At 59.9% G+C, this 25,919-nt stretch carries 23 protein-coding genes and 2 pseudogenes; 10 read left to right on the top strand and 15 right to left on the bottom strand.

Annotated elements, in window-relative coordinates; genetic code table 11:
- Positions 1 to 90 precede the first annotated feature (90 nt).
- A complete protein-coding gene (locus tag ACTJK7_RS12540) occupies positions 91 to 1,902 on the bottom strand; it encodes a hypothetical protein (protein WP_440780416.1) in 1,812 nt (603 codons plus the stop codon).
- Between the two features lie 576 nt (positions 1,903 to 2,478).
- On the opposite strand from ACTJK7_RS12540, the gene ACTJK7_RS12545 reads away from it, so the two are divergent.
- The 3 genes from ACTJK7_RS12545 to ACTJK7_RS12555 all read left to right on the top strand — a co-directional run bounded on the left by ACTJK7_RS12545 (position 2,479) and on the right by ACTJK7_RS12555 (position 5,153).
- On the top strand, positions 2,479 to 2,847 hold the full coding sequence (locus tag ACTJK7_RS12545) for a DUF6124 family protein (RefSeq protein WP_064382603.1): 369 nt from the start codon (positions 2,479 to 2,481) through the stop codon (positions 2,845 to 2,847).
- Between the two features lie 216 nt (positions 2,848 to 3,063).
- Positions 3,064 to 3,651 carry a ribosomal protein S5-alanine N-acetyltransferase gene (gene rimJ / locus ACTJK7_RS12550; RefSeq protein ID WP_440780417.1) on the top strand — a complete coding sequence of 196 codons (588 nt, stop codon included), beginning with the start codon at positions 3,064 to 3,066 and terminating at the stop codon, positions 3,649 to 3,651.
- 68 nt (positions 3,652 to 3,719) lie between these two features.
- A complete protein-coding gene (locus tag ACTJK7_RS12555; protein WP_440780418.1) occupies positions 3,720 to 5,153 on the top strand; it encodes an ArnT family glycosyltransferase in 1,434 nt (477 codons plus the stop codon).
- Positions 5,154 to 5,218: 65 nt separating this feature from the next.
- Here ACTJK7_RS12555 and ACTJK7_RS12560 read toward each other — a convergent pair whose 3' ends face one another.
- Both ACTJK7_RS12560 and ACTJK7_RS12565 read right to left on the bottom strand, forming a co-directional pair.
- Positions 5,219 to 6,040 (bottom strand): phosphatase PAP2 family protein, encoded by an 822-nt coding sequence (locus tag ACTJK7_RS12560; RefSeq protein WP_440780419.1) that lies wholly within the window; start codon positions 6,038 to 6,040, stop codon positions 5,219 to 5,221.
- Positions 6,037 to 6,708, bottom strand: coding sequence for a histidine phosphatase family protein (locus tag ACTJK7_RS12565; protein WP_440780421.1), 672 nt, complete (start codon positions 6,706 to 6,708; stop codon positions 6,037 to 6,039). The genes ACTJK7_RS12560 and ACTJK7_RS12565 overlap by 4 nt, the downstream gene beginning before the upstream one ends.
- Before the next feature lie 244 nt (positions 6,709 to 6,952).
- Between ACTJK7_RS12565 and ACTJK7_RS12570 the strand changes: the two are divergent.
- Positions 6,953 to 7,966 (top strand): annotated as a pseudogene (locus tag ACTJK7_RS12570) (methyl-accepting chemotaxis protein); the annotation flags it as partial.
- Between the two features lie 309 nt (positions 7,967 to 8,275).
- Positions 8,276 to 8,872, top strand: a pseudogene (locus tag ACTJK7_RS12575) (methyl-accepting chemotaxis protein); the annotation flags it as partial.
- Between the two features lie 96 nt (positions 8,873 to 8,968).
- Here ACTJK7_RS12575 and ACTJK7_RS12580 read toward each other — a convergent pair.
- Complete coding sequence (locus ACTJK7_RS12580; protein WP_440780422.1) at positions 8,969 to 9,196, bottom strand: FitA-like ribbon-helix-helix domain-containing protein; 228 nt, start codon at positions 9,194 to 9,196, stop codon at positions 8,969 to 8,971.
- 162 nt (positions 9,197 to 9,358) lie between these two features.
- Here ACTJK7_RS12580 and gliR point away from each other — a divergent pair, with 162 nt between their 5' ends.
- Positions 9,359 to 10,387 (top strand): AraC family transcriptional regulator GliR, encoded by a 1,029-nt coding sequence (gliR, locus tag ACTJK7_RS12585; RefSeq protein ID WP_440780423.1) that lies wholly within the window; start codon positions 9,359 to 9,361, stop codon positions 10,385 to 10,387.
- On the opposite strand, the gene ACTJK7_RS12590 is transcribed toward gliR, so the two are convergent.
- The 7 genes from ACTJK7_RS12590 to ACTJK7_RS12620 form a co-directional block, all read right to left on the bottom strand.
- Positions 10,384 to 10,752: a glyoxalase superfamily protein gene (locus ACTJK7_RS12590; RefSeq protein WP_011332360.1), complete on the bottom strand. Its 369-nt coding sequence runs from the start codon at positions 10,750 to 10,752 to the stop codon at positions 10,384 to 10,386. The two genes, gliR and ACTJK7_RS12590, sit on opposite strands and share 4 nt — an antisense overlap.
- Before the next feature lie 117 nt (positions 10,753 to 10,869).
- The gene (locus ACTJK7_RS12595; RefSeq protein WP_440780424.1) at positions 10,870 to 12,327 is read right to left on the bottom strand and encodes a D-aminoacylase; all 1,458 of its coding nucleotides are present in this window, start codon (positions 12,325 to 12,327) and stop codon (positions 10,870 to 10,872) included.
- Position 12,328: 1 nt separating this feature from the next.
- Positions 12,329 to 13,189: a MurR/RpiR family transcriptional regulator gene (locus tag ACTJK7_RS12600; protein WP_039769047.1), complete on the bottom strand. Its 861-nt coding sequence runs from the start codon at positions 13,187 to 13,189 to the stop codon at positions 12,329 to 12,331.
- A 15-nt stretch (positions 13,190 to 13,204) separates the two neighbouring features.
- On the bottom strand, positions 13,205 to 14,554 hold the full coding sequence (locus ACTJK7_RS12605; protein WP_064384140.1) for a GntP family permease: 1,350 nt from the start codon (positions 14,552 to 14,554) through the stop codon (positions 13,205 to 13,207).
- Positions 14,555 to 14,802: 248 nt separating this feature from the next.
- Positions 14,803 to 15,696: an NAD-dependent epimerase/dehydratase family protein gene (locus ACTJK7_RS12610; protein WP_440780426.1), complete on the bottom strand. Its 894-nt coding sequence runs from the start codon at positions 15,694 to 15,696 to the stop codon at positions 14,803 to 14,805.
- Positions 15,697 to 15,799: 103 nt separating this feature from the next.
- On the bottom strand, positions 15,800 to 16,711 hold the full coding sequence (locus tag ACTJK7_RS12615) for a LysR family transcriptional regulator (protein ID WP_039772910.1): 912 nt from the start codon (positions 16,709 to 16,711) through the stop codon (positions 15,800 to 15,802).
- A 60-nt stretch (positions 16,712 to 16,771) separates the two neighbouring features.
- Complete coding sequence (locus tag ACTJK7_RS12620; protein ID WP_085685545.1) at positions 16,772 to 17,362, bottom strand: NAD(P)H-dependent oxidoreductase; 591 nt, start codon at positions 17,360 to 17,362, stop codon at positions 16,772 to 16,774.
- A gap of 201 nt (positions 17,363 to 17,563) precedes the next feature.
- On the opposite strand from ACTJK7_RS12620, the gene ACTJK7_RS12625 reads away from it, so the two are divergent.
- Entirely contained in the window at positions 17,564 to 17,878 is a 315-nt protein-coding gene (locus ACTJK7_RS12625; protein WP_440780427.1) for a putative quinol monooxygenase, read from the top strand.
- Here the strand turns inward: ACTJK7_RS12625 and ACTJK7_RS12630 are convergent.
- A complete protein-coding gene (locus tag ACTJK7_RS12630; RefSeq protein WP_440780428.1) occupies positions 17,868 to 18,632 on the bottom strand; it encodes a sulfite exporter TauE/SafE family protein in 765 nt (254 codons plus the stop codon). The genes ACTJK7_RS12625 and ACTJK7_RS12630 overlap by 11 nt on opposite strands.
- 244 nt (positions 18,633 to 18,876) lie before the next feature.
- On the opposite strand from ACTJK7_RS12630, the gene ACTJK7_RS12635 reads away from it, so the two are divergent.
- From ACTJK7_RS12635 to ACTJK7_RS12645, 3 genes are all read left to right on the top strand, one after another.
- Positions 18,877 to 19,758, top strand: a complete 882-nt coding sequence (locus ACTJK7_RS12635) for a LysR family transcriptional regulator (protein ID WP_323151656.1) — start codon at positions 18,877 to 18,879, stop codon at positions 19,756 to 19,758.
- A 55-nt stretch (positions 19,759 to 19,813) separates the two neighbouring features.
- The gene (locus ACTJK7_RS12640; protein ID WP_064382618.1) at positions 19,814 to 20,389 is read left to right on the top strand and encodes an NAD(P)H-dependent oxidoreductase; all 576 of its coding nucleotides are present in this window, start codon (positions 19,814 to 19,816) and stop codon (positions 20,387 to 20,389) included.
- A 200-nt stretch (positions 20,390 to 20,589) separates the two neighbouring features.
- On the top strand, positions 20,590 to 21,000 hold the full coding sequence (locus ACTJK7_RS12645) for a MerR family transcriptional regulator (protein ID WP_064382619.1): 411 nt from the start codon (positions 20,590 to 20,592) through the stop codon (positions 20,998 to 21,000).
- Between the two features lie 66 nt (positions 21,001 to 21,066).
- Here ACTJK7_RS12645 and ACTJK7_RS12650 read toward each other — a convergent pair whose 3' ends face one another.
- From ACTJK7_RS12650 to ACTJK7_RS12660, 3 genes are all read right to left on the bottom strand, one after another.
- Positions 21,067 to 23,682: an efflux RND transporter permease subunit gene (locus ACTJK7_RS12650; RefSeq protein WP_440780429.1), complete on the bottom strand. Its 2,616-nt coding sequence runs from the start codon at positions 23,680 to 23,682 to the stop codon at positions 21,067 to 21,069.
- A gap of 33 nt (positions 23,683 to 23,715) precedes the next feature.
- A complete protein-coding gene (locus ACTJK7_RS12655; RefSeq protein ID WP_064382621.1) occupies positions 23,716 to 24,552 on the bottom strand; it encodes an outer membrane lipoprotein-sorting protein in 837 nt (278 codons plus the stop codon).
- Positions 24,553 to 24,622: 70 nt separating this feature from the next.
- On the bottom strand, positions 24,623 to 25,918 hold the full coding sequence (locus ACTJK7_RS12660; RefSeq protein WP_108559490.1) for a DUF1302 family protein: 1,296 nt from the start codon (positions 25,916 to 25,918) through the stop codon (positions 24,623 to 24,625).
- Position 25,919: the final 1 nt, after the last annotated feature.

The following is a 25,919-nucleotide window of genomic DNA, read 5'->3' on the forward strand; positions in this document are numbered from 1 at the left end:
ACTACCAAAAAAGCTGGCTCCCCATTAGGCGATCAAGACCCAGACTAATAAAAAAGGGCAACGGCCACCTCGCCTCGAGTTTCTCTGGGATCACTCTTGGCAAATCACACAACCGAAAGCCCCTACCTCAGCACACGCGGCAAAGTAAGACGAGAGGAGCCAATAGAGCTGCACAAAATAAGGGTCAACCCGTCCTCCGACGTTCATCCTGTCAAATTCTGCCGCTACGGCAGCCTTGCTGAGCGATGACGTCACAATCGCTACCCTCTTCATGGTATGCGGAGCACTACGACACTGGGTAACAGCGGCTTGGACGGCGGCCATGGTCCCTCTACAGACTCGCTGGATCCTAGTTCTTTGTCTGTCGTTGTTGTAACAGCGGTCCCATACCCCAAATTTCGCTGCCATTTTCGGTTCTGGAAGTGCCAGGTTTCCCAGGTTTTTCAGCGCCTGGCTGACCGAAATATGGAACGGGCTGGCACCCAGAGAAAGCGCCCCATGCTTGGCATGATAAAAGGTGATCCGAGGGGAAGCTGGGTCTGTTCTGAATCCGATGAAGTCAGCCCATTCTTCGTTGAGATCGTCACACACGATGACATCATCCTCTGCCGCAATAGGGCCAAGAATTGCCCCAAAGGTTGAAGTATCATCAAATTTCGTATGCGCTGCCGAGAACGTCCCTTTCTCACCCGTGACGTGAGCAAGCTCTTCACTTGCGAATAGGTAACCCAAGAAAGTAGCCCCTCCGCTCGTGAGGGAGTCGTCCTGGTACACGCTTCCGTCGATATAGGCGTACTGAGGTTGATCGAACAACACAATGAAGGCGTCGTTTTGATCGATGAAGCGTCTAAGCGGCAGGCGGTTTTCATCTGTTCCCAGTACATACTGTGTACTCTCGACAGAGACGTCCAAGATCGAAGGGACGTCCAGGCTCCTCAATGCGATTCGAGTTTTGTTCAGCGCGATTCCGCCAACCTCATCTCCTGTCACAGGATGCTTCAGCAACGCCTTCCCCCCTGCCTGCTCAACAGTAAGAACATGCGTCAGATCCTGAATGATGGCTTCAACCTCTACGCGTCCCAGCTCCCGATAGCCCGCACCGTTCGGCTTTACGAGTCGTACGGAGGCATCATCAAAAATGCTCTCCTGCAAGAGTGCAGTGTCTACCGCAAATTGTGTCGGCAGTGCACTGAGTTGGGATAGCTCTAAAGGTCGGGCAAAGGTGCTCAGGAAGGCTGAAGAATCGGCGCCGGCATTGGCCGTGATCTGGTCGATAATTGCGGTGGCAAAATCCACCAGATGCTCATGGCCAGATCGGTCAGACCGCTGGGAAATGCGTCCCGTCCGTGGGGTGGTGGAGAAATGCTCTCCGTCGTGGCGGAAGCTGTACCCGAGCGGCGCGAAACGGCTGGATGAAGTCAATCCAACATTGTTCAGAAGGTTCTCCCCTTCAAGCGTCTTCCCTCGCAGGGCTAGTCTAGAGGTCGTCATATGCCGGAGCCGAACGCGACCGAATACAGAGCTCTCGGTGGTTATCCCGGTATCGATATCCTGAGCATTGATACGTAAGAGATGCGCTTTGACAAACGCCGGGGTGAGATCCAGTTGGGATTTGAACACCGCAATGTGATCGCTGTACTCGACAATCAGCAAGTAGCCACTCACCTTTTCAAACACTTTGGTGGTATCGGCCAAGAAGGCTGGCTTACGATCAAACTGGAAACATACAGCCGACCAAAGGGCGTCACCATGCGGCTGGCGGACGTAGCAAAAATGGTTATTAGAAGGGGTAATCTGACCTTGCCGCACCGCTCGAAAAAGCTGATTAACTGCTTTAGCTGTGAGAGGGGCGCTTTGTTTGTAGAAATAGCAGGACTTGCTGGCTTGAAGCTCAGTGATCATAACCGTATTCCTACCGAGGCGTAGTGGCCTGTTGTCGATGCACAAGCCGCCAAAGTAGCCCAATGCTATTACAGGTGTCTAGCCGAGCAGGCATACCTACTTGCCTTCTTGAACTCCCCTCTCCTGACCGCTTCTGCCCCACCTATGCCAGGTTGCACAAAGCATCTTGAGAAGAAAAATAGAGGCGAAAAATTTACTACTCCGAATTTTCCTTCATGACATTGACTCATAGAGAAAACCTGAACAGAGCAGTTTTCACTAAAACCGTAATCCAATCGGTATTCCACAAACAAAACATGCGAACTATTATTCATAAAAATCATATATATACAGCAGCAGTTCAACTTACCCCGGCACTCCCAACGACAAGGCCCGCCCAATGCGGGCCTCGTCACATCTACACTTCCTCATCCCCAACACCTCCACCCAACCTCCTAGGAAATTTCCCTCAACCCGCGTCGAATTCCATGAACTGGTTCAAGATGCTTCCAAACGCTAGTCTTCGCGCTCCGCTGCAACCCGGCAGATGGTTTACCAAAGGGATTCGCCGGGAGCCTGAAACCATGGAGCATCGTCATGAAAAAAGACACCCCAAGCCTGCCTGATCAAACACCGTCTCACGAAGCCGAATCGAAAGAACCGGCTGTGCTTGCCCAGCCTCAGGAGTACGTGAGAAAGCCGCGTCGAACCCTGCCTTTCAACGAGATTTTTTCCGTGCGCACCGACGTGGATACGGCCACTCTGCTGACCCATGCCTGCGAAACCCTGGCGGCTCTCAACATGATGACTGCCAACATCGCCGATGATTTCACGGGCTCTCAACGCAGCCGGTTGCTGGCGATCCGGCAGCTGTCGATCATGACCGAAATGCTGGTCAATCGCGCCGTGGAGAACCTGGATCCGGTGAATCTGGTGCCTCGTACGACGGCGCCTGTCGTGCACTGACAATGACCGCTCGTCGATGACGCAAGTCGTTCATCGACATGAACTTTTCTTCACCCCGGCGGCGGTGATGGCCGTGTACATTGGCCTCGCTCATTCAAGAAACTACGGTTCGCCCGCGCTCCTGCGGGCTTTTTTTCGCCCGGAATCTGGCGGCGATTTGTATTTTCCTGCCCACCGGGCAATTCTGGTGATCAATCCCGAGACCCGGAGCACCCGATGCCGCTGCTGACCCTGCCCTGTCAACGCCTGACGCTCGCGGTACTCGACCCGGATCAAGCGCCGCTGGAAAGCGCGTTCTACCAGCGCAATCAACGTCACCTCGCGCCGTGGTCGCCGATCCGTACCACCGATTACTTTTCCACTGAACAGATCCGCCGACGCCTTGAAATTCAGGCGAGCGCCTTCGAAGCCGGGCTGGCGGTGCATATGGCGTTGCTGACCCCGGACGGCGCGCAAATGATCGGGGCCTGCAATTTCAGCGGGATCATCCGCGGTGCGTTTCAGGCGTGTTATCTGGGTTATCACATCGACGAGGCGCATCAGGGCAAGGGGTTGATGCAGGAAGCGCTGGAGGCGGCTATCGCCTATATGTTCGAGACCCAGAACCTGCACCGGATCATGGCCAACTACATTCCCGGCAATGAGCGCAGCGCCCGGTTGCTGGAGCGCCTCGGGTTCGAGCGTGAAGGCTATGCCAAGGCGTACCTGAACATTGCCGGGCGCTGGCAGGATCATGTGCTGACGGCGCGGGTCAATTCGCGTTTCGAAACGCAGGAGCAACGCTGGTCGCGGCCGCTGTCGTGACGTTCACAAATTATTAAGGATTGGCCGCGTAAGCTCGGGGTTCCGCTCACTTCCGGTTGCCTGAACCCATGTCGCGTGCCGCCTCTTCCCTGCTTCTGCTTGCCGCTCTGCTGTTCTTTTTCGCCCTCGGCAGCCATCAACTGCAAGGTTCCACCGAGGCCCGGGTTGCGGGCATTGCGATGGAAATGCACCTGGACAACGACTGGGTGACGCCGCGTCTGTTCGGCGAACCCTTCCTGGAAAAACCGCCCCTGAGCCTGTGGCTGGACGCCGGCGCCCTGCGGGTTTTCGGCGTCTCGCCCTGGGCGGTGCGACTGGCGTCGGCGGTGGCCGGGTTGCTCAGCGTGATGCTGCTGTACGCCATGTTGCGCCGCTTCGAACGCCCGAAGGCCATCGCCTGGACGGCGGGGATTCTGCTGGCGACCATGGCCAGTTACTGGAGCAACGTGCGCGGGGTCGGCGAGGATGCGTTGCTCGCACTCGGCGTAACCACGGCACTGTTGGCGTTCTTTCAGGCGCAGCGAGCATCGACACCCGGCAATTCGTTGCTGTTTGTAGTCGGGATCGCCGTCGCTACGTTGAGCAAAGGCGTGCTCGGGCTGGCGATGCCGGGCGTGGTGATCTTTGCTTTTCTGCTGGCCGACAACCTGATGGACAAGCGCTTCAAACTGACGGACTGGCTGCGTCCGGGTTTGCTGACCCTTGTCGGCCTGATCCCGCTGATGATCTGGCTCGCTGTGCTGTATCAGCGCGGCGGCGTCCAGGCGGTCAGCGAAGTGTTGCTGACCAACAGCGTAGGACGTTTCAGCGGATCGTTCGTCGAAGCCGGGCACTACGAGCCGTTTTACTACTACCTCGCCAAGCTGCCGCAGGCGTTCCTGCCCTGGAACATTCTGGTGTACCTGGGCCTGTGGCATTTTCGCAAGGAACTGAAGGCCAACCGTTACCTGCTGTTTTTCAGCCTGTGGATCATCGCGCAATTCATCCTGCTGACCCTGGCCTCGAGCAAACGCACGGTGTACCTGATGTCGATGACACCCGCAGCGGCAGTGATTGCAGCGGAATATGCGGGCGTGCTGTTCGACAAGTTGAAGGATCACAAGAATGGTTTTGTCGGACGAATCGCCCGTCATCGTCAGACACTGGCGGCGGGGATACTGACGGTTGTCATCACCAGCTATTTAGGCGCCGCGCAATGGGCACTGCCGAACGCCGATAAACACATGTCGTTCCTGCCGCTGACCGAACACATCCAGTCGCTGCAGGCGAGCGGCAATCAGGTCGCGTTGTTTCAAGCCAACGAACGGGTCGGCGGCGCCAGCGTGTTCTACACCCAAAGCGTCCTGAAAGGCCTGGACACCGAAGCGCAGCTACGGGACTTTCTCAGTGCATCGCCCTCGCACATCGCCGTGATGTCGGGAGACAGCGAACCCGCCGCGCCGCTGAAAGTCCACAAGACCATGATGGTCGGGCGCCAGGCGTATTACTTCGTCGGCTATTGATGCCACCACAGCACAAACGAAAAACCCGCCGGTGATGGCGGGGTTTTCATTTCAGTGGCGAGGACTCAGAGAGAAACCTCAGGCTGCGCGCCGAACACCTTCCGCTCACGCTTGCTCAACACCGGCAATTCCAGACGAGCCCGCCCGTAGAACGCCAGCGCCGTCAGCAAACACGCCAGCCACACGAAGATCCCGGCCCAAAACGTGTGGGACATGTAGTGCCAGCCCTGTAAGACTCGCGTAGTGCCGTAGACAAAACCGAGCAGCAGCGAGCCCCACAACAACGCGCTGGAGAAACGCCACTGATAACGACGCGCCACGAAATACAGCGCCAGCATGGTGAAACCACCGGAAGCATGACCGCCCGGCCAGCAACGCCCTTCACCCGCTTCGTGGAACAGCTGGAAATTGTTGTACCACTCGATGTGCGGCATCTTTCCGCCGTACAGCGTGGTTTCGATCGGGCAGTAAACGCTGGTGTGCGCCTTGAGGAAATGGATCACCCCGGTGCAGACCGCGAACGCCACCACCACAAACAGAAAATCCCTACGGTGCGCGGCGGCAAATCGCAGCACCGGGGCGACTTTACTGCGCTCGAGAAACCCGCCCAGACGCGGATGTCTTTGCGGTTTCACCAGTGGCCAGACAAACGACAATATCGCGCCGATCAAGGCGATTTCCGCCGTCCAGTTCGGAATGATCCGCGCCCACTTGTGGGTCAGTTTTTCAAAGAAGTGAATCTTGTCGAGCGGAAAGGTATGGGTCAGTGGATCGAACAGCAGATTGCTGAAGGCGATGTCGATGTCGGTCATGTCGAACATCAGAAAAACCACGGCCGCGCAGAGCAGCGGGATGCCGAAGTTGTAAGCGTAAAAGCGTGATTTCATCGGGTGGTCACCGTGCGCCAGTCGGAGGCTTCAATGAAGCCGAGCATCTGTGGGGCCGCCGGGCTGGCGGCGGATACAAACAGCGACGCGCCGTACCCGAGGGTCGAGGCCGGCACCTTGAGGTCTTTTTCCAGCTGCGCCATGCATTCGCTGTGGGTCACCAGAATCAGGTTGCGTCCCGGGACTTTGTGCGCGAGCGCGTCCTGCAGCATCCGGCCTTTGCAACTGATCAGCCAGTCTTCGCCGGTCGCCGCCTTGTTGAACATGTAGCCGGCGGTCTGCACGGTGCGCATCATCGGGCTGTTGTAGACGTCGGCCTTGTCCAGACCCAACTGCTCGAACTGCGCGCCGACGCTCACCGCGACACTGCGCGAGCGATCCGTAATGCCATCGTGGCCGCTCAGGCAGGCCGCTTTCGAGTGGTCACAGCGCTCGACGTGGCGCACCAGCACGATGATGTCGCCTTTGTTCCAGCCCTCCTTCAGCGCCTGCGCCCCGGCCACATTGCCGTGGGCAAGGTCTGGTACCGCCGCCGGGGCGAGCAGCCATAGCGTCAGTGGAATCACCAGCGCCGACGCCGCCAAGACCACCCAGGTGTTTCGAAAACGTGCCAGACCGCTCAGATCAATCGAGCGCTTGACGCCGAACAGACTCAGTCGCAATTCCACAAAAAGCCGCCATCACTTGTCATTCGATGCGGCGAGGTTAGAGAGCACGGCGTGGGCAGCCAGTGAAACCCATGTGAAAAAAGTCTTGGAGGCGCTTGTTACAAATTCCGTAGGACAAAATCTTTTCAGCTCTCGGATTTGCGGCCGATACAGTCCTGCTTACACCCTTGCTGGCGCAAAAAAACAACAATCTTCCAGCCTGACCGACGATCAAGACGCACAACGTTTTTCTGGAGGATTTTTGATGAATAGCTGGTTCGGCAACATCAGCGTGAACCTGAAACTGGGGCTCGGATTCGGCCTGGTCCTGGCCCTGACCTGCATCCTGGCACTCACTGGCTGGACCAGCCTGGGCGGCCTGATTGACCGCAGCAACTGGATGAGCGACATCACCCAGCTCAACGCTGGCCTGACCAAACTGCGCGTGGTGCGCCTGCAATACATGCTGACCAACGGCGACGAAACCGCCGCGCAGAACGTGCAGACCACCCTCGACGGGTTCGCCGCCCAACAGCAGAAGCTGATCAGCAGCTTCAAGAGCCCGGAAAACGTCAAACTGCTCAAGGAGCAGGCGGCGACCATCGCCGAATACCAGACGTCCCTGAACAAAATGCGTAACGCGTACCGCACCGGCAACACGGCGCGCGACTCGATGGCCACCAGTGCCGCGACGGCTTACGGCCTGATCGAAGCGCTGAGCAACCGCGTTCAGCAAATGCCGCTGAGCGATGAGCGTTTCGAGCAGTTCCAGGCCGTCACCGCCGCCAAGGAAGCGTTCATCCTGGCGCGCTACGAAGTGCGTGGCTACACCGCCACCGCCAACGCCGAGACCGAGCAGAAAGCCGTCGGCCAACTGGACGTGGCCATCGCCAGCCTCAAGCCACTGAACGTGCATTTCGCCAGCTCGCAACAGGACGCCCTGCGTCAGCTGGAAACCGCACTGACCAACTACCGCAGCGCCTTGCAGGCCTTCAAGAACGCCAACACCGATGCGGTGCAGGCGCGCAAGGAAATGACCGATCAGGGCAACCTGATCGTATCCCTGAGCGAGCAGCTGTATCAGATCCAGCTCGATCGCCGTGACGCAGAAAGCGCCCAGGCCCGCACCCTGCAACTGATCAGCACCCTGCTGGCGTTGCTGGTCGGCATCATCGCGGCCTTCATCATCACCCGTCAGATCACCCGTCCGCTGCAGGAAACCATGGCCGTGGTCGACCGCATCGCCAGCGGCGACCTGAGCCACAACGTTGTGGTTACCCGCCGCGACGAACTCGGCGTGTTGCAACAAGGCATCGCGCGCATGGGCGTGACCCTGCGCGACCTGATCAGCGGCATCCGCGACGGCGTCACCCAGATCGCCAGCGCCGCCGAAGAACTGTCGGCCGTGACCGAACAGACCAGCGCCGGCGTGAACAGCCAGAAGGTCGAGACCGATCAGGTCGCCACCGCCATGCACGAAATGACTGCCACCGTGCAGGAAGTCGCGCGCAACGCCGAAGAAGCCTCGCAAGCCGCAGCCGCCGCTGACGGCGAAGCCCGTGAAGGCGACAAAGTGGTGAACGAAGCCATCGCCCAGATCGAGCGTCTGGCCAGCGAAGTGGTGCGCTCCACCGAAGCCATGAGCGTGCTGCAACAGGAAAGCGACAAGATCGGCAGCGTCATGGACGTGATCAAGGCCGTGGCCGAACAGACCAACCTGCTGGCCCTCAACGCCGCCATCGAAGCCGCCCGTGCCGGTGAGGCTGGTCGCGGTTTTGCCGTGGTCGCCGACGAAGTCCGTGGTCTGGCCCAGCGCACGCAGAAATCCACCGAGGAAATCGAAGGCCTGGTGGCCGGTCTGCAGAACGGCACGCAGCAAGTGGCCGCTGTGATGAACAACAGCCGCGCGCTGACCGACAGCAGCGTCGCCCTGACCCGCAAGGCTGGCGACTCGCTGGAAAACATCACCCGCACGGTGTCGAACATCCAGTCGATGAACCAGCAGATCGCCGCAGCCGCCGAACAGCAAAGCGCCGTGGCCGAGGAAATCAGCCGCAGCATCATCAACGTCCGCGACGTGTCGGAACAGACCGCAGCGGCGAGTGATGAGACGGCCAAGTCCAGCGTTGAACTGGCGCGGTTGGGTGGGCAGTTGCAGCAGATGGTGAGCCATTTCCGCGTGTAAACCCTGCACACGAAAGCCGATGTACAAAGAAGGGCAGCTGAAAAGCTGCCCTTCTTTTTTTGCCCGGAAATTGCGGGATTTTTTGAGCGGTGTTTATCAACCGCTGAGGTTTTCTGAACGTGATGGCAGATCAAGTTCGACGCCACCCATGGCGCCGAATCGATTGCGTATCCGAGTACCTAATCCGCCGGCTCGATCAACCTTAGCCAACGCGCTCTCCAGAATCTGCCGCGCTTCGTCTTCCATGGAATGGCCGTTTTGGGCGGCGGCGATACGCAATTGCTCTGTCATCTGCTCATCGAGTCGAATAGTGATGCTGGCCATAAGGCTTCCCCTGCATCTTTGAAATGAGTGATCGCAGACTAACAAACCAGTTCGAAGATCTCTGCATGGTCCCAAGGCCAGCCATTTACTTTATTCGCGGATTCAAATTACCTTTCAGAGCGCTCATCCGCCCCCGGCGGCCTCGATCAAGAGGATTCGGTCATGCAATCGCTCGGCTTCACCTCCGTCCCACCGCTGCTCAAGTACCTGCGCCATGCCGAACATCTGGGCCTGGCCATCGAGCCCGCGTTGGCGGCGGCCGGGTTGCAGGCGCAGCAGTTGAGCGACAACAGTCTGCGCTTGCCGGGGGAAACCCATGAGCGGTTGCTCGATTACTTTTGCGAACACTCGGGCGATCCGCTGTTCGGCCTCAACGCGGCGAATTTCGTGCTGCCCAACTCGTGGAGCGTGCTGGGTTACATCACCATGAACTGCGCGACATTGGGCGATGCCATGAGCCGCATCATGCCGTTCGAAAAACTGGTGGGCGACATGGGCGTCAGCCGCGCCGAGGTGCAAGAAAACCACGTACACCTGATCTGGAGCTGTCGCTTTGAGCGCCCGCGGATTCGCCGGCATCTGGTGGAAAACGTGCTTGGCTCCTGGCTGCAATACGCGCGCTGGATCGCCGATACCCGACTGTCGCCGGCCGCCGTGTGGCTGGAACACTCACTGCCGGCGGGCACGACGCTGGCGCAGTACGAACAGTTTTTTGAATGCCCGGTGCTGTTCGATCAGCCTTATTCCGCGCTGATCGTGCCGCTGCCGTATTTGCAGTTGCCGTTGCGCCAGGCCGATGCGCATTTGCTGCGCACCCTGGAGGAACACGCACAAAGTCTGATGGCGACGCTGGAGGATGCGTCGCTGGAGCAGCGGGTCAAAAGCATCCTGCGCCAGTTGCTCAAGGAAGGCCTGCCGCGCAAGGAACAAGTGGCCGAACATCTCGCCGTGTCGGTACGCACGCTGCAACGTCAGTTGCATCAGGCCGGCACGTCGTATCAGCAGATTCTCGATGAACTGCGCCAGGAACTGGCCGAGCATTACCTGCTCAACAGCACCCTGCCGATTCAGGACATTGCCCAGTATCTGGGCTTCAGCGAATCACGCTCCTTTCACCGCGCCTTCAAGAGCCGACGCGGGATGCCGCCCGGTGAGTTTCGGCAGACTCACCGGGTCTCGAACGACGGCTAGAGGCTGATCGCGTTGGTGAACACCAGACGATTGCCGAACGGATCGGCGATGGTCATGTCCTGGCTGCCCCACGGCATGGCCTGAATCTGTGGATGCGAGAACTTGTACTCCTTGGCCAGCAACTGCTGCTGAAATGCTTCCAGCTCATCGGTCTCGATCCGCAGGGCCGAACCCGGGGTTGCATCGCCGTGGTGTTCGGACAGATGCAGCACACACTCGCCGCGCGACACTTGCAGGTACAACGGGAAACCGGGTTCGAAACGATGCTGCCAGTCGATCTTGAAGCCGAGGAAGTCGACGTAGAACTCCACGGCTTTGGCTTCATCGAAAATCCGCAGGATCGGGGTGGTTTTGCCGAAGCTCATGGGTTGCTCCCTGACTGATTGGCCCCAGAGTGTAGCCGGGGTGGATGTCAGCAATTCGGCTTGGTGATGGCTTTCTTTAATTGCAATGTGCCATCACCGTGACGCAGTCAGCAAAATTCAACGAAAGCCTTCGCGCAGATCGCCCTGGCGCGCCAGGAACCGCCCTGCTGTTTGCCCGTTGGCCTGGCCGTCGCGATAACTCAACACACCATTGATCCACACCCCGTCGATGCCTTGCGCGGCACGTTGCGGGTCGTTGAAATCCGCCACGTCACGCACGGTCGCCGGGTCGAACAACACCAGATCCGCCCAGTGTCCTTCACGAATCTCGCCCCTTTCCTTCAAGCCGAAACGCGCCGCCGACAGACCGGTCATCTTGTGCACGGCGGTGTGCAGCGGAAACAGGCCGACATCACGACTGAAATGGCCGAGCACCCGTGGGAAAGCGCCCCACAGACGCGGATGGGGGAACGGGTCTTCCGGCAGGCCATCGGAACCGACCATCGACAGCGGATGAGCGAGGATCCGGCGCACGTCGTTCTCGTCCATCCCGTAATACACCGCGCCCGCCGGTTGCAGGCGTTTGGCGGCGTCGAGCAACGACAGATTCCATTCGGTGGCGATGTCCATCAGATCGCGACCACCCATTTCCGGATGCGGCGTCGACCAGGTGATGGTGATGCGGTGGGCGTCGGTGACCTGCTTCAGATCCAGGGTCGAAGAACTCGCCGCATACGGATAGCAATCGCAACCGACCGGGTGAGTTTTCGCCGCCACCTCCAGCGAGGCGAGCAACTGCGGACTACGGCCCCAGTTACCGGCACCGGCGCATTTGAGATGGGAAATGATTACCGGCGATTGAGCATGGCGGCCGATGCGGAAGGCCTCGTCCATTGCTTCCAGCACCGGTTCGAATTCACTGCGCAGGTGGGTGGTGTACACCGCGCCGAATGCTTTCAGTTCTTCAGTCAGTTGCATGACTTCGTCGGTGGATGCCGAGAACGCGCTCGCATACGCCAGACCTGTGGATAAACCGAGGGCGCCCGCCTCCAGGCTTTCACGCAACTGCTCGCGCATCGCGCTGATTTCAGCGTCGGTCGCGGTGCGGAACAGATCATCGAGGTGATTGCTGCGCAGCGCCGTGTGCCCGACCAGCGCCGCCACGTTCAGTGTGGTATTGGCCGCTTCGACCGCCGCCCGATAATCGCGAAAACGTGGATAGACGAACGCTGCCGCCGAGCCGAGCAGGTTCATCGGATCCGGCGGATCGCCGCGCAAGCTGACCGGCGCCGCACTGATCCCGCAGTTGCCGACAATCACCGTGGTCACGCCTTGGCTGAGCTTTGGCAGCATCTGCGGCTGACGGATCACCACGGTGTCGTCGTGGGTGTGCACGTCGATGAAACCCGGCGCCAGCACACGGCCAGCGGCGTCGATTTCCTCGCTGGCACTGACATCTTGCAAGTCGCCGATGCGCGCGATGCGGCCATCGAGGATCGCCACGTCGGCGGTGTAACCGGGGCGGTTGCTGCCGTCGATGACCAGAGCGTTGCGAATCAGGGTGTCGTACAGCATGTCAGTCTCCCAGCGGCAGGTGATCGTCGCCGCCACGGTATTCGTCGAGGGCGAGTTTGATCCGCCGCAGACGTTCTTGATTGTCTTCAGGATTGGCCAGCGCAAGCTCGGTTGCCAGCACGTCGATGGCGAGCAGCATGCCGTAGCGCGCCGCCGTCGGTTTGTAGATGAACGAGGTCTCGGCGCCTTGCAGCGGCAGGACGATATCGGCCAGTTCCGCCAGCGGCGAGTCGGCGCGAGTAATGGCGAGAATCCGTGCGCCGTAGTTGCGCGCCAACGCTACGGTCTCCAGCAACTCCGGAGTGATGCCAGTCAGCGAACAGACGATCACTACCTGCTCGGCGCTGAGGCTAGCGGCGGTGACGCGCATCATCACCGCGTCGTGGCACACCGCAATCGGGTAGCCGAGACGCACCAACCGCACCTGCAACTCATCGCTGCACAGGGTCGAGCATCCGCCGATGCCGAAGGCGTGGATCATCCGCGCCTGGCCCAACAGTTTCACCGCATCGGCGAAGCGTGATTCGTCGAACGCCGCCAGATGCTGGCGCAGAGTGGTTTCGATATCGCCGACGATCTGCCCGTAAAACGCCGACTGCTCGGGCGTGCCCGCCGGGTCGAGGAAACGGCTGCCGACGCCGCTGGCCTGGGCCAGTTGCAGGCGCAGATCGCGCAGGTCGCGGCAACCGACGGTGCGGGCGAAACGCGATAGGGTGGCGGTGCTGACTTCGGCCCGCTGCGCCAGGTCTTCGAGGCTGGCGGAGGCGGCAAATCCTACGTCGTCGAGCATCAGACGGGCGATGCGTCCTTCACCGGCGCTGAAGGAATCCTGACGGGCGCGGATCTGATAAAGGATGTCCATGACGGATAACTCCGACTACAGCAGGTAGGAAAGACCGACGGTCAGGGCGAAAGCGACAATCGAGATCAGGGTTTCCAGCACCGTCCAGGTCTTGAACGTCTGGGCCACGGTCATGTTGAAGTATTCCTTGATCAACCAGAAGCCGCCGTCGTTGACGTGGGAAAAGATAACCGAGCCCGCGCCGGTCGCCAGCACCAGCAGTTCCGGGTGGGGATAACCCAGACCGATGGCCACTGGTGCCACCACACCGGAAGCCGTGGTCATCGCCACGGTCGCCGAACCGGTGGCGATGCGCATCAGCGCGGCGAACAGCCAGCCCATGATCAGCGGCGACAGGTGAAATTCATGAGCGAGGCCGACGATCTGATCGGTGACGCCGGCGTCCACCAGAATCCGGTTCAGACCGCCACCGGCGCCCACCAGCAGGGTGATGCTGGCGGTCGGTGCCAGGCATTCGTTGGTGAATTTGAGGATCGATTCGCGGTTGAAACCCTGGGCAATACCGAGCGTCCAGAAACTCAACAGCGTCGCCAGCAACAGCGCGATCACCGAGTTGCCGATGAACAACAGGAACTGATTGAAGCCGCTGCCCGGCGTGGAAATCAGGTTGGCCCAACCGCCGATCAGCATCAGCACCACCGGCAACAGAATGGTCGCCATGGTGATGCCGAAACCCGGCAGGCTGTCGCGGGGTTCGCGTTCGAGGAATTGTTTTTCCAGCGGGTTATCCGCCGGCAACTGAATGCGCGGCACGATGAATCTGGCGTACAGGGGGCCGGCAATGATCGCCGTCGGAATGCCGATGGCAATCGCATACAGCAAGGTCTGCCCGACCGACGCCTGATAAGCCTGCACCGCCAGCATCGCCGCCGGGTGCGGCGGCACCAGCGCATGCACCACCGACAGCCCGGCGACCATCGGCAAACCGACCATCAGGATCGACACGCCCACCCGCCGCGCCACGGTAAAGGCAATCGGCACCAGCAACACGAAACCGACTTCAAAAAACAGCGGCAGCCCCACCAGAAACGCAATGCACACCATCGCCCAGTGCGCGTTCTTCTCGCCAAAGCGCTCGATCAGCGTGCGCGCCATCTGCTCGGCGCCGCCGGACTCGGCCATCATCTTGCCGAGCATCGTCCCCAGCGCCACCACCAGCGCAATGTGCCCCAGCGTCTTGCCCACCCCGGCCTCATACGCCCCCACCACGCCCGACGGCGGCATCCCTGCCACCAGCGCCAGGCCGATGGAAATCAGGGTAATGACAATGAACGGATTGAGCCGGTAACGGGCGATCAGAACGATCAGGGCGATGATGGCAACGGCGGCGTACACCAGCAGCCAATAGCCGAAGGACGGTGTCATGCGGTACTCCTCGAAAGGGTCACGTTCGAATGGGTTGTGAAACTCATAAATCATTTCGAGATCGAGTTTTCAAACCCAGTGAAAGTAATTTTCGTGGAGGGATAAGGGTTGTCGTTTTTGGATATGCCTTGTCGCGAATAATGAAAATTCACCGGTGTTATTTACATGTACCGGAAACACAAATACCTGTGGGAGCTGGCTTGCCAGCTCCCACAGGTTCAGTGGTGTTCACACTAGCAGTGCGGAACTCACACCATTTCGTTACGAATCCATTCAACCACCGACGTGCGCTTCGGCGCCCAGCCCAGCCGTTCGCGGGCGTGTTTGCCGCGGACGCGGCTGTTGGAGCCGAGGCCGTAGTTGGCCATTTCGTAGCCCCACTCGGCTTCGGCATCTTTCAGTGGCCAGTCTTGTGGCTGGCCCAGATTCAGGGCTTCGGCCATGGCGGTGGTCATGTCGATGAACGACGCCTCGCCGCTTTCGACGAAGTAGAAGGTGCCCGGAACGTTTTTGGTCAGGGCCAGCAGGTATAGCGCCACGACATCTTCGATGTGCACGTTGGACCAGATGTTCTGACCGGTGCCGACATGACGCACTACGCCGCTTTGGCGTGCCTGTTTCAGCAGACGCGGCAACTGCACGCTGTCGCGGTTGACGCCCAGGCTGTGGCCGTAGATCAGGGTGTTGCAGATGACGGCCGAGTTCACGCCGTCCTGCGCCGCGGCGAGGATCAGGTTGTCGATGGCCACGCGTGCGGCCTTGTCGACGGTCGGCTCCGGCAGATTGTCTTCGAAGTAGATGACGTCGCTGGATTTGCCGCCGGACGCATCGCCGACGATGCTCGAACCGCTGGTGTGCAGGAATACTTTGTTCGAGCCGCGCAGGGCATCGAGCAAGGCTTCGACCGCGCCGCGATGGTCGCTGCTGGCGGCGTTGATCACGGCGTCGGCGGCGCGGGCCTGTTCGGCCAGCAGCGCTTGGTCGTCGAGGGTGCCGATGACCGGGGTGATGCCCAGTGCTTTCAGCTCATTGGCCTGTTCCGCGCTGCGTACAAGACCGGTGACGGTGTGGCCGGCCTGGACCAGGCCGGTGGCGATGGAGCCGCCGATAAAACCGGCAGCGCCGGTGACGAATACGTTCATGGAGAAACTCCCTGCGTGAGTAAGTGATGCAACGAGTATCGACCGGCAAGCCCGGTGGAAAAACCCGCCCCCAACCAAATCACTGTTGCGCAGGGATCACGAATCAGCCTTTGAAATCGGCGCTGGCGTAAGCCGCCAGTTTGCTCTGGATGAAGTCCAGGAAGCACTGGATGCGCAGCGCCAATTGCGAGTTGCGGTAGTACACCGCGTTGATCGGCTGGCGATAACCGCTGTTGAATTCCGCCAGCAACACCTTGAGGCGCCCGGCACGAATGTCGTCGATGGTCATGAAATGCGAAAGGCAGGCGATGCCCTGGCCTTCCAGCGCCAGATGGCGAACCGTCTCGCCGCTGGAGGCGCTGATCGCCGGAGTGATCGGCCAACGGTCGCCGTGCACGTAACGCAGCGGCCACTGGTTGAGGCCTTCGTTCTGGGTGAAGCCGAGCAATGTGTGTTCGCTGAGATCGGCCACCTGGAGCGGTGCGCCATGTTTTTCCAGATACGCAGGGCTGGCGACGATCAAGAGCGGACTGCAACCCAGCGAGCGGGCATGCAACGTCGAATCGGCGAGGGTGCCGATGCGGATGGCGACGTCGGTGCTTTGTTCCAGCAGGTCAATGATCAGGTCATTGCTGTTGAGTTCGAGCTGGATATCCGGGTACAGCCGACGGAATTCGTCGATGTACGGCACGACGGCGTGAAGCATGAACGGCGACGCGGCGTTGATCCGCAGCCGTCCTGATGGCGTCTGCTGGCGCGAAGACAGGCGTTCTTCGAGTTGATCCATCTGGTCGAGGATCAGCTTGGCCTGTTCGAAGAAATACTTGCCCTCCTCGGTCAGGTCCATGCGCCGAGTGGTGCGGTTGATCAGCGTGGTGTCGAGCTTGGCTTCCAGCCGCGAAAGCGTGCGACTGACCGCCGACGGCGTTTGCCCGACCTGCTCGGCGGCGGCGGATATCGAACCGCATTCGATCACGCAGACGAAAATCTGCAACTCATCGGATCTGGCTTTCACGGGTGTCCTCGAATCGAAAGGCCTGCTGCGCAAGCTCAGGCCTTCGATAGTAGCCGAGCGTCAGGCCTTGAGGCCAAACACCTCGGTCAGATGCTGCTCGTAGCGCGCCACATCCGCTTCGATGTTCGGGCGTTTCATCACGTCCACACAAAGGAATGTCGGCAGGCCGGTCATGCCGAGGAACTGATTGGCCTTGTGGAACGGGAAGTAAACAGCGTCGACGCCTTTGGCTTCGAAGAAGTCGGTCGGGTCATCGAACGCCTGCTGCGGTGCGTTCCAGGTCAGCGACAGCATGTACTGCTTGCCCTGGATCAGACCGCCGCTGCCGTACTTCTGCGAAGAATCCGAACGGGTGCGACCGTCGCTGGCGTAGAGGCTGCCGTGGCCTTCGGTGAAGACTTCATCGATGTACTTTTTCACGGTCCACGGTGCGCCCATCCACCAACCCGGCATCTGATAAATGATCACGTCGGCCCAGAGGAATTTCGCGACCTCTTCGGCGACGTCGTAACCCTCGTCGATGAAGGTGGTCTTGACGTCGACACCGCCACGATCCAGCACGCTCAGCGCAGCTTCGTGCAGGGTGGTGTTGTAGCGACCGTCGGAGTGGGCGAATTTTTTACCGCCATTGAGCAACAGCACTTTTTTCATGGGAGAGCCTCGATCGGATTCCGATGCGCAGCGCAGAGCGCTGGATGGAGAAGGGGAAAAATTGAATGGCGGCAGATTAGCGATCCGCCTCGCGCGGAATAAGCACCGGTTACGCAAAATTCATTTGAGTAAAACGCACGAATCGAATGCCGATTGTTGCCGTAGGATTGGCCGCCATCTGAATCTGAGGAGTTTTTTGCGATGAGCGAACGCCAGGGTTTCATCCTGCACGCCAAGACCCGCCCGGAAAAAGCCGAGGCTTTCGAAGCGTTTTTCCGCGCCTACGTCGAACCGAGCCGCGCCGAACCCGGCTGCATCGAGTACCACATGCTGCGCGACAAGGAAGACCCGACCCTGTTCATCTTCTACGAGATCTGGGAAAGCCAGGCGCATCTGGACGTGCACTCGAACCTGCCGCACGTGCAGCAGTTTCTGGCCCAGCGCATGGAATACCTGGAGCGGGATTTCGATATCCGCCCGATTGAAATGCTCAGCGCATCATCCGCTAGCCGCTGATCAGCAGATGGGCGCCGAGCGCGCCCAGACCGATGAAGAACACCCGCCTGAACAGCACGGCGCTGATGCGCTGTCGCAGCCATTGCCCGAGCCACATGCCGAGCACTGCCGGGATCAGCGCCAGCAGTGAGGCGCTCAGTTCTCCGCCGCCGAGCGACCCGCGCCAGAGCAACCCAGCGGCCAGCGCCAGAGTCGACACGGTGAAGGACAGGCCCAGCGCCTGCACCAGTTCATCGCGGCTCAAACCCAGGGCCTGCATGTACGGGACAGCGGGAATCACGAACACACCGGTGGCCGATGTGATGACGCCGGTGATCACGCCACAGAGCGGGCCGAGCCATGGTTCATGGCGGCGACTGACACTCAGCGTCGGCAGGAACAATCCGCTCAACGCATAGAGCAACAGCGCCGCGCCGAGCCCGCGCACCACCCAATGCCCGCCCGCCATGCCGATCCACAAAGTGCCGACCGCCGTGCCGAAGAAGATCGCCAACAGCATCGGCCACAGTCGTTTCACCAGCCCCTGCAAATGCCCGCCGAACGCCAGTTGCCAGACGTTGGTAAAGGTCGCTGGAATGATCAACAACGCCGCAGCCTGCGACGGCGCCATAGCCAGACCGAGCAAACCCATGGCGACAGTGGGCAGGCCGAGGCCGATCACGCCCTTGATCATGCCAGCGACGACAAACGTCGCGATCACCAGCAATGATAGGACCAGTCCGAGGTTTTGATAAAAATCTGCGAGTGCGTTCATGGCGCTACTGTGCGCCTGCGCGGATGAACTGAAAATCTGTCATACACTGAGGCTGCCTCTACCTATACAAGAGGCTTGTTAATTTTTCGCGGCCACTGCCCTCTTCGTCGGATCGCCGCCCGGACCAAGCCCGCTCCCACAGGTCCGATGTCGGGTACGAGTTCTGCGTACAACACTGACACTGTGGGAGCGGGCTTGCCCGCGAAGAGGCCGGGACTGACACCACTAATATTGAGGCTGCCCCATGCACTTCGACCTCACCGACCTGCGCCTGTACCTGCACATCCTCGACAGCGGCAACATCACCGCCGGCGCCGCCCGCAGTCATCTGTCGCTGGCGGCGGCCAGTGCGCGGATCCGGGCGATGGAAGCTTCGCTGGGCACCGAGTTTCTTCAGCGCGGGCGCCGTGGCGTCACACCGACACCCGCCGGTAAGGCCCTGGCGCAACATGCGCGACTCCTGCTGCAACAGGCCGAGCGCATGCAGCAGGACTTGAACGAATACGCCCGGGGTGTCAAAGGCCAGGTGCGTTTGCTGTGCAACACCACAGCCATCAGCGAATACCTGCCGGAAGTGCTGGCGGATTTCCTGCGCGAACACCCCAACCTCGACATCGACTTGCAGCAACTGCCCAGCGCCCGCATCACCCACGCCTTGCGCCAGGGAGCAGCAGACCTGGGCATTGTCTCCGACGCCGTGGACACCCGCGACTTGCAGACCCGGGTCTTTCGCGCCGACCCGCTGGTGCTGCTCGTGCCGCCAGGTCATGCGCTGGCAGAGCGTCTCTCGCTGACCTTTGCCGAAACCCTGGCCCATGACTACGTGGCGCTGGGTGCCGACAGTGCCCTGGCGATTCATCTGGAAGAACAGGCGCTGCACATCGGCCAGCGCATGGCGATCCGCATCCGCGCCGATGGCTTCGATGCCCTCATGCGCATGGTTGCGCACGGCGCGGGGCTGGCGATCGTACCCAAAGTGGCGGCTGAGCGCTGGCCCCGGACGAACTCGTTTACCCGCGTGTCGCTGGACGACGCCTGGGCCAGGCGGACACTGCATCTGTGTTCACGAAATTTCGCTCATCTGCCGGCCTATAGCCAGGCCTTGCTTGATGCTCTGACGCCTTGACTCTACCGCTAGGGGCAGACTCTATCCTGTGAGCTTCTTTTCAGGAGTACACACAATGAGCAAACGAATGCTCGTGATTCTGGGACACCCCTCCACCGACAGTTTTTGCGGAGCACTGAGTGAAACCTACGTTCAGGCGGCCAAGGATGCCGGGCATGAGGTGCGGTTGATGCGCCTGGATGCACTGGATTTCGACCCGGTCCTGCACGAGGGTTACAACAAGATTCAGCCGCTGGAACCCGATCTGTTACAGGCGCAGGCCGACATCACCTGGGCCGAGCACCTGACCTTCGTCTACCCGATCTGGTGGGGCGGGATTCCGGCGTTGATGAAAGGCTTTCTGGATCGCATCTTCCTGCCCGGTTTCGCGTTCAAGTACCGCGAGGGCAAGGCCTTCCCGGACAAACTGCTCAAAGGCCGCACCGCCCATTTGCTGGTGACCATGGACACGCCGTACTGGTACTACAAGTGGTTCTACCGCATGCCGGGGCTGCACCAGGTCCGCAAGACCACGCTGGAGTTCTGCGGGGTCAAACCGATCAAGACCCTGACGTTCGGCCCCATGCTCGGCTCCAAACCGGAGCAGCGCGATGTGTGGCTGCAACAAGCGCGAGCCAGCGCCGCGTTCTGAATCTGACGCTACTGTTCAACTGACGGCGCCGCCGACGCCGTCAGCCCCTCCACGGGCTCTCCCCCGAGCCCGTCCGTCAGCCGTGCGCGTCATTTACGCACAGTTGCAACCTGCCGATGGTATTCACCCTATAATCGCCCGCCGATCAGGCCTCGAGCCTGGTCACGCTAAGCCCCGTTTTATCATCGAGATGGATCTTTATGTATATCGGCAAAGCCGCCCAGCTGTCGGGCACCACAGTCAAAAGCATTCGCCATTACGAAGAAATCGGTCTGTTGCCCGAGCCCAAGCGTGAAGGCAAATACCGTATCTACAGTCAGGAAAGCGTCGAGGTACTGACGTTCATCAAATGCGCTCAGCAACTGGGCTTCAAGCTCAAGGAGTTGCAAGTCATCCTGAACAACTACCGCGGCGAAGAATTTCCCTGGGACATGGCACAAAATGCCATCGCCCAAAAAAAAGCCGAGCTGGTGACCCAGATCGGCGATTTGCAGCAGTTGTACGATGGACTTGAAGCGTTTGAAAACAACCTCCACGAGGCTCGACAGGAGTGTCAGTTCGAGCGCATCGCCCGGCACGGGGAAAAAACCCCGGGCGCTACGCTGAACTGAAAACCCTTCTGCGGCGCATGGGCCGGTTCGCCTGTCGGATCAGGGCAGGCGGAACCGGCTCGGGCTTCAACCCGGTACTGCCTCTGCGTCGATACGTTGCGCCTGAGCGGGCTGGACAACCGGCTCAATCGCGCCGAAGAACCACGGCGAAACCAGCGTCACCAGAATGATGGTCATGACCCCGCTGGAAAACAGCGCCATGGCCACCAGCGCCCCCAGGTCGACAATCGGCTTGAAGTCAGAAAACAGCAGCGCCATGAAGCCCACGGAGAAAATCACCACGTTGATCACCGTCGAGCGACCGACGCTGTGCATCGCCTGCAGAATCGCCGCGTCGACTTCAATGCCCTGCTGCACCAGCCATTTGATGCGCGACAGCAGGTGCACCGCGTAATCGACCACGCCCACCACCAGGAAAGTCACCAGCGTCGTGCCGATGTTCAGCTCGATGTTGAACAGAAACATGAAGCCGTAGACCGTGACCGAGGTGGTCAGCAGGGTCAACATGCCGAGAATGCCCAGCCGCACCGACTTGAGCCAGTACATCATCATCAGCGTGACGACCAGCAACGCCAGGGAAAAACTCAGTACCTGGCCCTGGGTGATTTCCTGCAACACACCGGTCCAGATCAACGGCGTGCCGGCATGCGTCACCTCCAGGTTGGCCGGTTTGTTCACCAGCAGCCAGGCGTCGAGGCGATCGAGCATGCCCTGATAATCGCTGGCGACCGACGAGGTCATGGTGTACAGCGTCAAGGCCTTGGAGAAGTCGGCGTTGAGCACGTTGTTCAAGTCCGAGCCGCCACCGTTTTCGAACAGCATCACGTGCTGCTCAATCAGCGAATTGCCTGGCACTTCGAATTGTTCGACCTGCCCGTCATCATTGACTGAGCTCACCTTTTCCATGGCGTTGGGAACGCGCAGGTAATCGGGGTTCATGTCGTTAAGCACCAGGTTCATGCGCTTGACGTAAGTGGCCAGGGAGTAGCCGTAACTCACGTTCGGCTGCTGCTTGATGAAGTGGTCGAGCTTGTCGATGAACTGCACCACCTCCGTGGTCAGCACCCCACGAGGCTCCTTGCTGTCAATGGCAATCCAGCCCGGCGCCGTACCCGCGACTTTGGCGTGGTTGATGAACTGGTCCGAAATGCGGATATGGCTTTCGGGCTTGAAATAGGCAATACCCGAGTCTTCGATATCGACGCGGAAGGTGAACACGGTGGCCAGCGCCAGCAACGGCAGCATGACCATGAGAATCGGTTTGCGAAAGCGGATCATCCAGGCGCAGAACGCCACCAGATAACGCGAGATGATCGATTCCTTGTGCGCGGCCACGCTGGCTTGCGGTGGTTGATCCTTGCCCCAGATGGAGATCCAGGCCGGAATCAGCAGCAACGAAATGATCAGCGCTGCCGTCAGGCCGATGGACATGAACACGCCGAAATTGCGGATGCTGACGATGTTGTTGGTGGTGGAAATCATGAACGTGGCGATGGTCGTCACTGTGGTCAACACCACCGGCACGACCATCAGGCGCTGGGTCTCGCGGTTGGCGTCACGGTTGCTCTTGCCGGCGTTTTTCTGCTCGTAGTATTCGGCCATCACATGGATGGCGTCCGAGCAGCAGATGGTGAACAGAAACACCGGCAATACGCTGGTCAAAAGGTCGAACGGCACCCGCAGCAGCGCCATCAAGCCCAGCGTCCAGATGGTGCAGAACAGAATGTTGAACAGCGGCAACAACACGCCCAGCGGTTTGCGGAAGAAAAAAATCAACAGCAGGGTGATCAGCAGAAACACGATCGGAAACAGCACCGCCAGGTCATGGTCGATGATTTCCTGTTGGGCCGCGATGAAGATCGGCATGCCGGCAATGAAAATCTCGTCCTTGTACTCCGGATGCTCTGCCTGATACTGCGCGACGATGCCCCGCACGATCTGATAGGCGCGCAATTGCGCCTGAGCGTCATCCTGTTTGGTGCCGAGCTCGGCCACCAGCATCGCGACTTTCTTGTCCTTCGACACCACCCCGTCGACCATCAGTTCGTTGCCCATGATCTGCGACTCGACCACAGCCGGATCCATGTCATAGGCATTGAGGGTCTTGTGGATCAACAACTCGCCACCGTCGGTCAACACGATGTTTTCCAGGTCGCCCATCGACGCCATTTCGCGAATCGGGTTGATTCGCTCGGCGAGGAAGGTCAGGAACAACTGATCATGAGCATCCCAGTTCTGACTCTGGGCATGATCGCGCAGAGCCTTGGCCTGAGCGTAATCATTCTGGGAAAAACCGCCCTCCAGAATGTCCCGGGTCAATAACTGTGCGCGGCTGTCATTCGGGTAGCGGGCGACGAGTTGCGTCAGTTGCTCCTTGTCGGCGTCGTTGGCCAGGATCATCTTGCGCACCGACTGCGACATCGAAAACAGCGCATTGAGCGTCTGTTTGTTGAAGACCGTCTGCGGGTTGTTCAACGCCACCATCACCGAGTCGAAGGTGCCGGTGAACTCACCCTGCAAATCGATGATGGTCTTGCGCGCCGGATGGCTGTCCTTGAGCAGATAAGGGTTGGTGTCCGAAATCAGCGCACCCAGCGTATAAGTGAAATACGCGGTGATCGCCACCAGCAGGAAAACGATCGCCCGCGCATGGCGCTCGACGAAGTTCAGGTATCTTTCCATGATCATGTGTTCCAGGGTCGTCGGGAGCGGCGCTTAGCGGGCAGTCACGGAAAATTCCGGCAGGTCACCGGTTTTCAGCCCGCGCTTGATGGCGGTCTGGGTAAACAGTCGGTCTTCCAGCGGAACGTTGTACTGCAACTGGTTGAAGCGCATTTCCGAGCGCGTGCCGTCGATGAAGTGCTCGGTTTCACTGAGCTGGATGCTGTCGATCCCGTCGATGGTCTCGACCTTCTGGGTGCGCATCTGCTTGATCAGCACACCTTTGACGTCGAAGAAGTCCTGACGCATGACCAGGAAATTCTGCTTGTCGATCCACACCTTGAGTTTGTTGTAACCGGTCTTGGCCAGCACTTCCGGGGACACCGGTTCACGTTCGATCACGTAGCAGTCGCGGCCCTTGATCTGCTCTTCTCCCAGCAATGTCTGCGAGTAATCCTTGACCCGGATCTTGTCCAGGTCGGCATAGGAGTATTCGCTGCCCATGAACGAGCCGCGCTTGTCGGTGGTGGAGATCCGGCGGGTCTGGCGGCTGACCGGCAGGTACATCCACTGGCTGTCTTCCAGCCCCAGAGTCTCGTGCGGGTTTTCGATGTGGAACGCGACGTCGCGCACATCGGTCGGCGCCGAGAAATACATGCTGAATTTGTCGCTGTCCGGGTAGTCCTTCTGCAGGTAGGTGAATTCACGAACCCGGGTATTGCCCTTCTTGTCGTGGAGGATCAACGACACCTGGGACATGAAGCTTTTACCGTCATTGCGATCGCGCACCTGGCGAATGATTTCATCGGCATTGCTGCCGTCGGCAGCGCTGGCGCAGACGCCACTGAGGATCAACGCGGTGGCGGTCAGACTTTTCAAAAGCGGCAACATCGGAATTTCCCTTTTCGTCGGATGAGTACATGCGGACCTGCGCCACCGGCGGCAGGCAGGCGTCACGGGGTTAAAACAAATAGCCGGCGGACAGCCGCACTTGATCGCGCTTGCTGTACTCGCCGAAGGCCCTGTCGGGTTTGCCGAAGAACACGTCCACTTCCAGTCCCAGCTTGATGTAGTCCACCGGTTTGTAGGTGAAGATGCCCTGCAACAAGGCGTTGTCCTTGAGCGGCGGCGAGGCCGCAGCCACCAGCCGGCTCTTGAGCCGGTCCTGCCAGTGAGTGCCTTCGGCCGACAGCGTGAACAGCGGCTCGCGCTTGTCCTGCAGCATCCCGTCCTGCCAGTCGAGCAGCACCTGCTCCTGCCATTGCGCCGAAATCAGCCAGTCGCGCCACAGATAATCGACACCCAACAGCGACTTGACCATCGACGTGCTGTCGGCACCGAAGGCGCGGGTCGGATTGGTCACGCGCCAGTTGTCGAACCAGGCAATCTCGCTGCGCACCACGATGCTGTGACCGGCGTCGATCGCCAGACCTGCACCGCCCATGGTGTAACGGGGAAACTGGCGTTGAAGACGCGTACGACCGTCATCGGCCAGACCTTCGACGGCATACACCGGGTCCTGCTGACGTGCGCTCAACGCTACGAAACTGGTGTCCACTGCACCGATCCGGCCATTGGCGCTCAGACCATAGGCATAGCCCTTGTCACCGTCATAGCCGGGTTTGGAATCAAGCAGGAAATACTCCGGATCGGGTGCCGCGAACAGCGGCGCGGCGAACTCGCTGCCCGCCACCGGCGGCTGGTTCTTGACGAAGTCGGTGATCCACAGCGCTTCCAGTTCCCACTCGCCTACGGGCTGCGTCACACGCACCATCGGCACGGCGATGCGGCTGTCTTCAAGCAACGGGGTCAGCCCATCGCGATAGTCCAGCGGGTTGATCTGGTCCAGCACACGCAGCTCATCCGCGCGCCCCCAGACCACCTGCTGCCAGCCGACCGTCACTTCACCGTCGCCCAGCGAATGGCCGACATACAGATGCCGCCAATCAGCGTCGAAGCGATACTTTTCCCGGGCGCGTTCGCTGTACGGGTTGTTGCCGTCGTAGCGGGCGTCATACCGCACACGGCCCTTGGCCTTGTAATAGCCGCCGTCCCAGTTGTCCTCCAGGTTGGCTTTGAAATACACGGCCTTCTGTGTGACCTGATCGTCACCGTGCAGGCGCAGTGCCGTGGCCACGCCGATTTCGGCGTCGGCGTAATCGGGCTTCAGATCGTCGACTTCCAGGGCCGCGACAGCCGCCGGAGCGGCCACGCACGCCCACATCGCCCAGGCGATGCGGTTGATAGTTCCTGGCATC

Origin of the sequence: Pseudomonas sp. 22085 (assembly GCF_052045815.1) — a bacterium.
GTDB classification, from domain to species: domain Bacteria; phylum Pseudomonadota; class Gammaproteobacteria; order Pseudomonadales; family Pseudomonadaceae; genus Aquipseudomonas; species Aquipseudomonas glycinae.